This window comes from Actinosynnema sp. NPDC023658, assembly GCF_040639995.1.
Taxonomy (GTDB): Bacteria; Actinomycetota; Actinomycetes; order Mycobacteriales; family Pseudonocardiaceae; genus Actinosynnema.
Genome location: NZ_JBFAAX010000135.1, coordinates 3,101 through 13,952, shown reverse-complemented (window position 1 = coordinate 13,952; position 10,852 = coordinate 3,101). Strand labels below are relative to the sequence as shown.

The following is a 10,852-nucleotide window of genomic DNA, read 5'->3' as shown; positions in this document are numbered from 1 at the left end:
GACCTCCAGGCGGTTCAGCACCACCGCGCCGACCCCGACCAGCAGGGCGAGCACGCCGAGGACGGACGCCGACACGCGCTCGGTGCGGTGGGAGCGGGTCACCGGTCCCGGTCCTTCGGCGCCACGACCACGACCGACACGGTCGGGTGAACGGGCATCGGCAGGTCGGCCACCGCCTCCCGCGCCACCTCCAGCAGCCGGGGCAGCAACGTCGCCTCCTCGTGCGACCGGCTGGTCACCCGGACCCGCACCTGACGCCGTGACGCGGTGACCGACGCGTCCACGACGCCGTCCTCCGCCCGCACCCGGTGGCCGACCACGCGGGCCAGCGCGGTCGGCGTCGTCACCACCCGCACACCGGTGGCCGGGTCGTCCAGCGGCAGGTGCGACACCCCAGCCCGTGCCGCCAGGACCAGCAGGAACAGCCCGCCGGCCGCCACGCACGCACCCGTCACGAGGACCGGCCGGTCCACCCAGGACCAGCCCGGCCGGGGCCACCCCGCACCGGACCACTGGCGGACGACCACGACGACGAGCAGCGCGCCGCCCGCGGCGACCGCCAAGCCGAGCAGCGGCGACAGCAACCGCAGGAGCAGCCGCATCGCCTACCCCACCCGCCGGTGGGTGTCGCAGCGCAGCGCGGAGACCACCACGGTGATCGCGCGGACCCGGAAGCCGGTGATCCGCTCGACCTCCCCGGTGACGCTGCGGCGCACGTCCGCGACGGCCGCCCGGACGGGCGACGGGTAGCGCAGCGCCAGCTTCACCCCGAGCGCCACGTCGTCGCCCGAGCGGTCCACCCTGACCGACGCGCTCGGCTGCGCGCCCGGCACGAGGCCGATCGCGTGCGCCGCCACCTTCCGCACCACGGACGAGTGAATCTCCAGGGTGCCGGGGGGCTCCGGGCCGTCGGGGGGATCGGGGCGGGTCACTTGTCGCGGCCCCGCCCGAGCAGATGGCCCAGGTCCACCGCGCCGTCGAGCACCAGGCCCACCACGAGCCCGATCACCCCCACCGCCAGCGTCACCAGGAAGGCGGTGAACCCGCTGGTCGCCGCCAGGCCCAGGACCAGGCCCGCGAGCAGTCCGGTCTGCGTCGCGCTCATCAGCCCTCCCACTCCAGGTCGGCCACGACGACGTCCACCGGGCCGGGTCCGGCGACCCGCGCCACCCGCGCCCGCAGCTCCGGCACCACCTCGCCCACCGGCCGCCCGGACCGCAGCACCACCGCCACCTCGACCCGTTCACCGACCCGCACGCCGTCCACGCGCCGACCGGGCAGGTAGGAGGCGATCACGCCGTCGAGCCGCGCCACGTCCGGGTGCGCGAGCACCGCGGCCTCCACGTCCTCCGACACGTCCGTCACTCGACCCGGGACCCCGAGGCGGGCGCGGTCTCCTCGTCGTCCTCGGGCAGGTGGATGTCGTTGACCGCGATGTTGACCTCGATGACCTCCAGCCCGGTCATCCGCTCCACCGAGCCGATCACGTTGCGCCGCACGGCCCGCGCCAGGTCGACGATGGCCACGCCGTACTCGACCACGATGTCCAGGTCGACCGCCGCCTGCTTCTCGCCCACCTCGACGGCGACGCCGGCGGTGTTCGCGGTGCCCGCGCCGGGGATCCGCTCGCGCAGCGCGCCGAACGCCCGCGACACCCCGCCGCCCAGCGCGTGCACGCCGGAGATCTCCCGGGCCGCGATGCCCGCGACCTTCTGCACCACCGACGACGCGATCGTGGTCCGGCCCTGCTCGGTGGCGTCGGCCAGGCGCGTGGCGGTGTCCGCGGTGGTCGCGGCGGCGGTGTCCGGCTTGGCGGCGGTGCTCTGGGCCACGGCGGTCCCTCCCGAATCGGTGCGTGCACGTCCGGGAGCGGACCGTATCCGGATCAGGGCGCGGATGGGCCGGGCGTCACCGGATCAGGCGTCACCTTGCGGTACCGCAGCAGGAGAGCGCTGTCGTGGTGCAGCACGCTCTCCAGCTCCATCGACCGGGGCGTCGGCGGCAGCGGGCCCACCGCGATCCGGCCCGCGTCACCGCCCGCCAGCAGCGGGGAGTACGTCACGCACACGACGTCCACCAGGTCGGCGTCGATGAGCGTGCCGAACAGCCGCGGCCCGCCCTCGCAGTCGACCCGGCGCAACCCGCGCTCGTCCAACGCCGCCAGCGCCAGGTCCATCGCCACGACCTCCTCGCCGGCGACGACCACGTCCGCACCGGCCGCGGCGAGCGCGTCCCGGCGTTCCTGCGGCGCGGCCCGGGTGGTGAGGACGATCGGCGGCACGGCGGTGCTCGTCACCAGCGTGGACGTCGGCTCGATCGAGCACCGGCCGCTGACCACGGCGATCGGCGGCACGGGCGAGAGCCCCAGCCGGGCCCGCCGGGACGCGCGGACCTCGCCCGCCTTCACCCCGTGGTAGCCCTCCACCAGGGCGGTGCCCGCGCCGACGAGCACCACGTCGCACAGGTCGCGGCCGAGCATGAACACCTGCCGGTCGGCGTCGTTGCCCAGTCCCGCGGACCGCCCGGCCACCGACACCGCACCGTCCACGCTGGACACGAAGTTCACCTGCACCCAGGGTCGGTCGAGCCCCTCGGGGTAGTCGTAGAGCCGCTCCAGGTCGTCGTCGGTGATCTCGCCGTCACGTGGTGGCCACAACATCCGCACCGCCACATCCCAACACGCCGTTACGATCCGCACATGCCCGCCCCGCCGCGCCTGTCCGACCGCACGCCCCACGTCGCCGCGGACGAGCTGGTGGACGCGCTGGTGCCGCCGCCGCGCTTCGACGGGGTCCGCTTCGACACCTACCTGCCCAACCCGGACGAGCCCAGCCAGGCTGCCGCCGTGGATGCGTGCCGCGGGTTCGCCGAGCGGGTGTCCGAGGGCGGCAGCCGGGGCGTGCTCGGCCGGCTGTTCAAGCGGTCGAGCGCCGAGGACGCCAAGCCGGGCCTGTACCTCGACGGCGGGTTCGGCGTCGGCAAGACGCACCTGCTGGCCTCGCTCTGGCACGCCGTGCCCGGCCCGAAGGCCTACGGCACGTTCGTGGAGCTGACCAACCTGGTCGGCGTGCTCGGCTTCGGGGAGGCGGTGCGCCGCCTGTCCGGGCACAAGCTGCTCGCGATCGACGAGTTCGAGCTGGACGACCCCGGTGACACGATGCTGGTCACGCGGCTGATCAAGGAGCTGACCGCGGCGGGCGTGTCGGTCGCGGCCACGTCGAACACGCTGCCGGACAAGCTGGGCGAGGGCCGGTTCGCCGCCGCCGACTTCCTGCGCGAGATCCAGTCGATGTCCGCGAAGTTCACCGTGGTGCGCGTCGACGGGCCCGACTACCGCCACCGGGGCCTGCCCGACGCGCCGCCGCCGATGGCGGACGAGGACCTGGTGGCCAAGGCGGAGGGCACGCCGGGCGGCACGCTGGACGACTTCGCGGACCTGTGCGCGGCGCTGGCCCGGATCCACCCCTCCGGCTACGGCAGGCTGGTGGACGGGGTGGCCGCGGTGCACCTGCGCCACGTGCGGCCCGCGCCCGACCAGGCGGTGGCGCTGCGGCTGGTGGCGCTGGGCGACCGGCTCTACGACCGGGACATCCCGATCGCGGTGTCCGGGGAGCCGCTCTCGGAGCTGTTCACCGCCGAGATGCTGCGCGGCGGCTACCGGAAGAAGTACCTGCGGGCGGTGTCCCGGCTCGTCGCGCTCTCGCGGTGATCTTGCCTGCTCAACCCCCCATTCGGCGTGGTTTTGCGGTAGGGGCGCCGGGTATCCCAGCGCCGTGATGAGCGAAGCGGAACGCCGCACCCTCAGTGAGATCGAGACCAGACTCGCGGACGAGGAGCCGGGCCTCGCCTCGGCACTCGTCGCCGGGAAGCCCCGGCACCCGGCGCTCAGCTACGCCCTCGTGGCCACGTTCGGCGGCCTGGGCGTGCTGCTGCTGTTCCTCGGTGCGTTCGGCCCCGCCCTGGCGTCGCTGGGGTTCGGTGCGGTGCTCGTGCTGATGCGCGGCTACACGTGGCGGTGACCGCACGCCCGGACGGCCGGTGCTACGGCACCAGGGTCACCCGGGCCGTGCAGCTGCCCACGCACGCCATCGCGTCGTAGTTCTCCCACCGCGCCGCGCCCTCCGCGGGGTCCTGCACGAGGAGTCCGGCGAAGCTGGCGCCGATCAGCCGAAGCGAGCTCATCCGCGTGTACCCGGTGACCACCCTGGCCCGACCGGGCACGAAGCTGATCGACGGCCGCTGCTCCCGGACCTCGGTCAGGTGCTCCGCGAACGTCGGCGCGGTCGACACCTCCACCGACAGCGCCTTGCCGGTCAGCTCCCGGACCGCGAGCGCGACGTCGTCCCAGGTGCCGCGCACGGGGTCCGGCCCGGTGCCCAACCCCAGTTCGGTCGCCAGCCGCTCCTGGTCGTAGGGGTAGCGGTAGAAGGCCAGCAGGCCCTGCACGCACGCGGCCAGCGCCCACTCGTCGGCCTCCTGCTCGGGCGGCCGGGCGCACGGCGGCAGCGTCCGCGTGTCGACCCTGGGTCTCAGCACCTCCTCGACCATCCCCCGGTCGAACCGCCGCACCACCGGCTCGTCCAGCCCCACCACCCGCGCCAGGTGCGCGAGGTCCTGCACCCGCTGCCGGTACCGCTCGGCGGCCTCCTCCCGCGGGTCGGTGACCGGCCAGGGCCGGCGCAGCACGGTCGACTCCGCCCGGCCCTCGGGCACGAACGCCACCAGCGGCGCACCCCAGCACGGCCGGGCCGCCACGTCCACGTAGCCGCGGCCCACCGGGTGCCGCCACAGCACCACCTCGCCGGAGTCGCACCACACCGGCACCGGCTCACCGACCGGCACGCCGTCACCGGCGCACGGCAGCGCGCCCACCGCGGCCAGCACGCCCAGTTGGGCCGCGACCAGCCGTGCCGTCTCCATGGAGCTCATCCGACGTCCTCCCCGAAACCGGCCCCCGTGTCCTAGGGGAGTCGCGTCACACTTCGTGGATACGGCCTAATCGGCTGGCCATAAGGCCTGGCTATGGCCGACCATGCGCGGGTGGGATTCCTGGACGCGAACGGCCTCGCCTTCCGCTTGCCCGACGGGCGGGAGCTGTTCCGCGACGTGTCGTTCAAGGTCGGCACCAACAGCGTGGTCGCCCTGGTCGGCGCGAACGGCGTCGGCAAGACGACGCTGCTGCGGATCCTGTCCGACGAGCTGACGCCGACCGCGGGCAGCGTCCGGGTGCAGGGCGGCCTGGGCGTGATGCCGCAGTTCGTGGGCTCGGTGCGGGACGAGAGCACCGTGCGGGACCTGCTGCTGGCCGCGTCACCCGCGCCGCTGCGCGCCGCCGCCGAGGCGCTCGACGCGGTCGAGCTGGAGCTCATGGAGACCGACGACGAGCCGACCCAGATGCGCTACGCCGACGCGATCACCGCGTGGGGCGAGGTCGGCGGGTACGACGCCGAGGTGCTGTGGGACACGGTGACGGTGGCGGCGCTGGGCGTGCCGTTCGACCGGGCCCGGTTCCGCGAGGTGCGCACGCTGTCCGGCGGCGAGCAGAAGCGCCTGGTGCTGGAAGCGCTGCTGCGCGGCCCGGAACAGGTGCTGCTGCTGGACGAGCCGGACAACTACCTCGACGTGCCGGGCAAGCGGTGGCTGGAGGACCGGCTGCGCGAGACGGGCAAGGCCGTGCTGCTGGTGAGCCACGACCGGGAGCTGCTCGACATCGCCGCGACGCACGTGGTGACGGTGGAGGCGCACTCGGCGTGGACGCACGCCGGGTCGTTCGGCACCTGGCACGCCGCCCGCGCGGCCCGCATCGAACGCCTCGCCGAGCTGCACCGCCGGTGGAACGAGGAGCACGACCACCTCAAGGAGCTGGTCCGCACGCTCCAGATCCAGGCCAGGATCAGCGAGGTGATGGCCGCCAAGTACCGGGTCATGCGGGCCAAGCTGGAGCGGTTCGAGGAGGCCGGGCCGCCGCCCGAGCTGCCGACCGACGAGAAGGTGGCGCCCCGGCTGCGCGGCGGCCGCACCGGCGTCCGGGCGATCACGTGCCAGGACCTCGAACTCACCGGGCTGATGAAGCCGTTCGACGTGGAGATCTTCTTCGAGGACCGGGTGGCCGTGCTCGGCTCGAACGGCTCCGGCAAGAGCCACTTCCTGCGGCTGCTCGGCGGCGGCGACGTCACGCACACCGGCGTGTGCCGCCTGGGCGCGCGCGTCGTGCCGGGCCTGTTCGCGCAGACCCACCAGCACCCCGAGTGGATCGGCCGCACGCTGGTCGACGTCCTGTGGCACGGCGAGGGCGGCCGGAAGGGGCTCGACCGGGGCGCGGCGATGGCCGTGCTGAGCCGCTACGGCCTGGGCAAGCAGGGCGACCAGCGGTTCGAGACGTTGTCCGGCGGCCAGCAGGCGCGGTTCCAGGTGCTGCTGCTGGAGCTGTCCGGCGCCACGCTGCTGCTGCTCGACGAGCCGACCGACAACCTCGACCTGAACTCGGCCGAGGCGTTGCAGGACGCGCTGGAGGGGTTCACCGGCACGGTCGTCGCGGTCACCCACGACCGGTGGTTCGCCCGCGGCTTCGACCGGTTCCTGCTGTTCCGGTCCGACGGCGAGGTGGTCGAGGTCGACGAGCCGGTGTGGGACGAGACGCGCGTGAAGCGCCTCAGGTAAGGCGATCTACGCTGCCGGACGTGAACGCGGTACGGCTCTCCGTCCGGCAGACCGCCCGTTCGGCGGCCGTCGCGGCCCTCGTGGCCAACGTCCTGATCGTGCTGACCGGCGCGCTGGTGCGGCTGACCGGTTCGGGGCTGGGCTGCCCCACGTGGCCGAAGTGCACCGACGACTCCTTCGTCACCACGTCGGAGATGGGCGTGCACGGGATCGTCGAGTTCGGCAACCGGGTGCTCGGCATCGTCGTCGGGCTCGTCACCCTGGTCCTCGTCGTCGCGGTCGCCCGGCACCGCTCCCGTCCGCCGAAGTCCCTGCCGCTGGCCGTCGCGGTCCTGGTGGGCGTCGGCGTGCAGGGCCTGGTGGGCGGGCTCAGCGTGCGCCAGGAGCTCGCGCCGGGGATCGTCGCGGTCCACTTCCTGAGCAGCATGGCGCTGGTCGCCGCGCTCGTCGTGCTGGTCGACCTGCTGGGCCGGCCCGACGCCGAGCTGCGCGCACCGGCGAACCCCCGCGTGCGGTGGGTGGTGGCGGCGCTGCCGGTGGCGCTCACCGCCGTGATGGTCCTGGGCGCTGTGGTGACCGGCAGCGGCCCGCACGCCGGTGACGAGGGCGCGCGCCGGTTCGGCTTCGACCCCGCCGCGGTGACCACGGCCCACGGGATCGCCGTCGTGCTCCTGGTGGTGCTTCAGGTCGCGGCGGTGGTGCTGCTGCGCGACCGCGCCGCGCTCGCCCTGCTGGCGGTGGCGGTCGTCCAGGGTGCGATCGGGTCGACCCAGGAGGCGCTGGCACTGCCCGTGGCGCTGGTGGCGGCGCACGTCGTCACCGCCGCGCTGGTCGTCGCCGCCACCGCCCACCTGGTCTTGCGGACCTTCCGCCGGCCGGTCGTCCTCGACGCCCGCTCCTAGCGCGACCGCAGCTCCACCAGGACCCGCGGGACCTCGTCCAGCAGCTCGCGGGCCAGCATCCCGGTCAGCCCGGTGCGCGACACCAACCGCTGACCGGCCACCGCGTGCACGTGCCCGGCCCAGCAGGCGGCCCGCGCCAGGTCGTCGTGCCGCGCCGCCATGCCGCCGACCAGCCCCGCCAGCACGTCCCCGCTGCCCGACGTGGACAGGCCGACGTGACCGGCGCCGTCCTGCCACACCCGGCCGTCGGGCGCGGCCGTCACGCCCATCAGGTTGACCACCGCGTCGTACTTCCCGGCGATGGCCACCGCGGCGTCCACGTGGTCCTCGACCTCGTCGCCCAGCAGGAACCCGGCCTCGGTCACGTTCGGCGTGAGCACCAGCCGACCGCGCACCGGGTCGCCCAGCCCGGGGTGCGTGCCCAGCGCGCCCAGCGCGAACGCGTCGAGCACCACCGGACCGCGGGACGCGGGCAGCAGCCGTTCCACCAGGGCGGCCGTCTCGTCGGGGTCGGTCAGGCCGGGACCGACGACCAGCGCGCCGGCCTCGCCGACCAGGTCCTCCAGCTCGTCCGCCGCCGCGCGGGACACCGCGCCGGAGTCCGTCTCCGGCAGCCCGACCACCATCGCCTCGGGCACCGCCAGCCCGAGCCCGGAGGCGTGCCGGTCCGCCACGGCGAGCTGCAGCGTCACCGCACCCGTGCGCAGCGCCGCGATGCCGCTCAGCAGCACCGCGCCGGGCACCCGTCGCGAACCTCCGACGACGAGCACCGCGCCGCCGTCGTCGCGGCCGGTCGGCCACTCGCGCAGCAGGGCGGGCGTGACGGGCTCAGGCCGAGCGCGTGGTGGCATCCGCGGTCTCCGTCGGCTCGGCCCCGTGCTCCACGAGGTGACCGGTCTCGAACTCCCGCTCCAGCACCCAGCCGCCGTCCTCGCGTCGCCACGAGGTCAGCGAGCCGTTGGGCACGACGGAGTTGTGCGCGTAGGCCAGCATGTCCCGCTCCGGCAGGCCCTCCAGCAGGTAGCGCAGCAGGAAGGGCGTGATCTCGTGCGCGAACAGCAGCACGCGCTGCCCGTCCAGGTCGCGCACCAGCGACCGCAGCCGCAGCAGCACGTCGGCCCACGACTCGCCGCCCGGCGGCCGGTAGTAGAACTTGCCGAGCCGGCGCTTGCGCACCAGCTCGTCCGGGTGGCGGTGCGCCACGCCGTGCGTGGTCAACAGGTCCAGCACGCCCAGCTCGCGGTCGCGCAGCCGTTCGTCGACCAACGTGCGCGGGTGCCCGTGCAGGGCCAGCGCGGCGGTGTCGATGGCCCGCCGGTACGGCGAGGCGACCACGAGGTCCGGCCACTGCTCGCGGGGCATCGCGGCGAACCACCGCCCCAGCGCCCGCCCCTGCTGCTCACCGTTGGGGGACAGCGGCACGTCCGCGTCCCGTTGGGAGATGTCGATGACGTCGTGCCCGCCCGACTCCGCCGCCTCGCGCGCCACGTTGCCGATGCTCTCGCCGTGTCTGATCAGCCCGATCCACTCCACCCCGGCAAACCTAGCGGTCCCGGGCCGCGGGGGCACCCCGGGAGCGGGCCCGGGTGTCACCCGACTTCGGCGGGCAGCCGGCCGGCCTTGACCGCCGCCTGCAACGCCTCGTGGTCGGCGCACGTCCGGTCGGCGTAGTCCAGCGCGTAGCGGGCGATGGCCTCGTCCAGCTCCTCGCCGCCGGCGCAGTACCCGGCCAGCAGCCGAGGGTCCACCGACCGGCTGTGCGCGCGGGCCAGCAGCCCGCCCGCGAGCCTGCCGTAGTCGTCCAGGTCGTCCCGCTTCAGCGTGGTGGCGTCGATCTCGCCCTTGCGGTTGCGGAACTGCCGCACGATGTAGGGCCTGCCCTCGATCGTGGTCCAGCCGAGCAGGATGTCGGTCTCCGCCTGCACGAGCCGCGCGCCGTGCACGATCCGCTTGCCCTCGTGCTTGACCGGCGGTGTGCCCAGGAACGGCGCCAGCGCCGACGGCCGCGCCTCCTTCGCCTGGAGCACCAGCGCCTCGTCACCGTTGCCGTGCAACAGGATCAGGTAGTTGCGCCACCCGACGCTGCCGGTGCCGACCACGCGGAACGCCACGTCGGACACGCTGTAGCGCATGATCAGGTTGTACCGGGACTCGCGCAGGGTGTCCACATAGGACGGAAGCGCGTCGACGACGGCGTCCGCGGCCTCCTGGGTGATGCGGGACAGCACCGGCGGGTCGGCGACGAACCGGATGTGCTCGCCCTCGCGCCGCGTCCACTTCGCCGCCACCCGGGCGCTGGTGTTCTTGCGCGCCTTGGACGCGGCCTTGGTGAAGTCGTCCAGCAGGTCGTCGGCCTTGGTCTTGGACAGCGCCGACTCGTCGCCCAGCGCCGTCCACGACTCCATGAACGGGATCCCGGCCAGGTGCCGCGCCGCGCCCCGGTAGGCGCGCACCGCGTCGGACGCCGCGTCGCGGCAGCCCTTCTCCGACACGCCGCCCTCCCGGCCGGCGAGCACCAACGACGTCGCCAGCCGCTTCAGGTCCCACTCCCACGGGCCGGGCAGCGTCTCGTCGAAGTCGTTGATGTCCATCACGATCTGGCCCTCGGGCGTGCCGTAGAGGCCGAAGTTCGCCGCGTGCGCGTCACCGCACAGCTGCGCCTCCAGGCCGCTGCGCGCGCCCGCGGCCAGGTCGCCCGCCATCAGCCCGGCGCTGCCCCGGAAGAACGCGAACGGCGAGACGAGCATCCGCCCGATCCGCAACGGCACCAGGTCGGGCAGCCTGCCCCGGTTCGACGCCTCCACGAACTCGACCACGTCGGGCCGGTCCGGCGCGAGCGTCATCGCGCGGTGCGCCTCGTGGCCCACCGCGGCCCGCAGCTCGCGCCCGCGCGCCAGGACCTCCTCGGGCTCGACCCACCGTCCCAGCGCGACGGCCGCCCGAGCCCTCTTCCGTTCACCCATGGGGGTAAGGATGCACGGCGGACCGCCCCGGGCACGCCTCCCTCGACAAGTCTGTGACCTGGGTCAACGGCGGGTATAAGACTCTTTGCCAAGCGCGTCGGCGCCGCGTGCCCGGCACCGGCCGGTCGGCGTCAACGCTGCGTGTCCAGCACCTCGCTGATCGCATCGACACCGCGGTCCAGCTCCTCGCGGGTGATCACGAGCGGGGGAGCGACGCGCAGGGTGGAGTCGTGCGTCTCCTTGCACAGCACGCCCAGCCCGGCCAGCGCCTCGGACGCCGCCCGACCGCGCGGCCCGCCCGGCGCGATCTCGACGCCGGCCCACAGC

Annotated in this window: 15 protein-coding genes; 4 read left to right on the top strand and 11 right to left on the bottom strand. The window is 74.5% G+C overall.

The window, feature by feature from the left end; all coding sequences use genetic code 11:
• Positions 1–98 precede the first annotated feature (98 nt).
• The 6 genes from AB0G02_RS17090 to AB0G02_RS17065 all read right to left on the bottom strand — a co-directional run bounded on the left by AB0G02_RS17090 (position 99) and on the right by AB0G02_RS17065 (position 2,659).
• Positions 99–602, bottom strand: coding sequence for a DUF6286 domain-containing protein (locus AB0G02_RS17090; RefSeq protein ID WP_360794790.1), 504 nt, complete (start codon positions 600–602; stop codon positions 99–101).
• Positions 603–605: 3 nt separating this feature from the next.
• Positions 606–857 (bottom strand): Asp23/Gls24 family envelope stress response protein, encoded by a 252-nt coding sequence (locus tag AB0G02_RS17085; RefSeq protein WP_360794787.1) that lies wholly within the window; start codon positions 855–857, stop codon positions 606–608.
• A 71-nt stretch (positions 858–928) separates the two neighbouring features.
• Positions 929–1,105, bottom strand: a complete 177-nt coding sequence (locus AB0G02_RS17080) for a hypothetical protein (RefSeq protein WP_360794784.1) — start codon at positions 1,103–1,105, stop codon at positions 929–931.
• A complete protein-coding gene (locus AB0G02_RS17075; protein ID WP_360794781.1) occupies positions 1,105–1,356 on the bottom strand; it encodes a hypothetical protein in 252 nt (83 codons plus the stop codon). The genes AB0G02_RS17080 and AB0G02_RS17075 overlap by 1 nt, the downstream gene beginning before the upstream one ends.
• A gap of 5 nt (positions 1,357–1,361) precedes the next feature.
• Positions 1,362–1,832: an Asp23/Gls24 family envelope stress response protein gene (locus AB0G02_RS17070; RefSeq protein ID WP_360794778.1), complete on the bottom strand. Its 471-nt coding sequence runs from the start codon at positions 1,830–1,832 to the stop codon at positions 1,362–1,364.
• Positions 1,833–1,885: 53 nt separating this feature from the next.
• Positions 1,886–2,659, bottom strand: coding sequence for a pyrimidine reductase family protein (locus AB0G02_RS17065; RefSeq protein WP_360794796.1), 774 nt, complete (start codon positions 2,657–2,659; stop codon positions 1,886–1,888).
• Between the two features lie 39 nt (positions 2,660–2,698).
• On the opposite strand from AB0G02_RS17065, the gene zapE reads away from it, so the two are divergent.
• Both zapE and AB0G02_RS17055 read left to right on the top strand, forming a co-directional pair.
• On the top strand, positions 2,699–3,709 hold the full coding sequence (gene zapE, locus AB0G02_RS17060; RefSeq protein WP_360794775.1) for a cell division protein ZapE: 1,011 nt from the start codon (positions 2,699–2,701) through the stop codon (positions 3,707–3,709).
• Positions 3,710–3,776: 67 nt separating this feature from the next.
• Positions 3,777–4,019, top strand: coding sequence for a DUF3040 domain-containing protein (locus AB0G02_RS17055; RefSeq protein ID WP_360794793.1), 243 nt, complete (start codon positions 3,777–3,779; stop codon positions 4,017–4,019).
• Positions 4,020–4,041: 22 nt separating this feature from the next.
• On the opposite strand, the gene AB0G02_RS17050 is transcribed toward AB0G02_RS17055, so the two are convergent.
• Positions 4,042–4,929 carry a hypothetical protein gene (locus AB0G02_RS17050; protein WP_360794772.1) on the bottom strand — a complete coding sequence of 296 codons (888 nt, stop codon included), beginning with the start codon at positions 4,927–4,929 and terminating at the stop codon, positions 4,042–4,044.
• 111 nt (positions 4,930–5,040) lie between these two features.
• Between AB0G02_RS17050 and AB0G02_RS17045 the strand changes: the two genes are divergently transcribed.
• Together AB0G02_RS17045 and AB0G02_RS17040 are read left to right on the top strand one after the other, a co-directional pair.
• On the top strand, positions 5,041–6,660 hold the full coding sequence (locus AB0G02_RS17045; protein ID WP_360794770.1) for an ATP-binding cassette domain-containing protein: 1,620 nt from the start codon (positions 5,041–5,043) through the stop codon (positions 6,658–6,660).
• 20 nt (positions 6,661–6,680) lie between these two features.
• Positions 6,681–7,562 (top strand): COX15/CtaA family protein, encoded by an 882-nt coding sequence (locus AB0G02_RS17040; RefSeq protein ID WP_360794767.1) that lies wholly within the window; start codon positions 6,681–6,683, stop codon positions 7,560–7,562.
• On the opposite strand, the gene AB0G02_RS17035 is transcribed toward AB0G02_RS17040, so the two are convergent.
• From AB0G02_RS17035 to AB0G02_RS17020, 4 genes are all read right to left on the bottom strand, one after another.
• Positions 7,559–8,413 (bottom strand): NAD(P)H-hydrate dehydratase, encoded by an 855-nt coding sequence (locus AB0G02_RS17035; protein ID WP_360794764.1) that lies wholly within the window; start codon positions 8,411–8,413, stop codon positions 7,559–7,561. The two genes, AB0G02_RS17040 and AB0G02_RS17035, sit on opposite strands and share 4 nt — an antisense overlap.
• The gene (locus AB0G02_RS17030) at positions 8,391–9,095 is read right to left on the bottom strand and encodes a histidine phosphatase family protein (protein WP_360794761.1); all 705 of its coding nucleotides are present in this window, start codon (positions 9,093–9,095) and stop codon (positions 8,391–8,393) included. The genes AB0G02_RS17035 and AB0G02_RS17030 overlap by 23 nt, the downstream gene beginning before the upstream one ends.
• Positions 9,096–9,151: 56 nt before the next feature.
• On the bottom strand, positions 9,152–10,525 hold the full coding sequence (locus AB0G02_RS17025) for a DUF2252 domain-containing protein (protein ID WP_360794758.1): 1,374 nt from the start codon (positions 10,523–10,525) through the stop codon (positions 9,152–9,154).
• Positions 10,526–10,656: 131 nt separating this feature from the next.
• A partial coding sequence (locus tag AB0G02_RS17020; protein WP_360794755.1) for an aminotransferase class III-fold pyridoxal phosphate-dependent enzyme occupies positions 10,657–10,852 on the bottom strand: 196 nt, incomplete at its 5' end.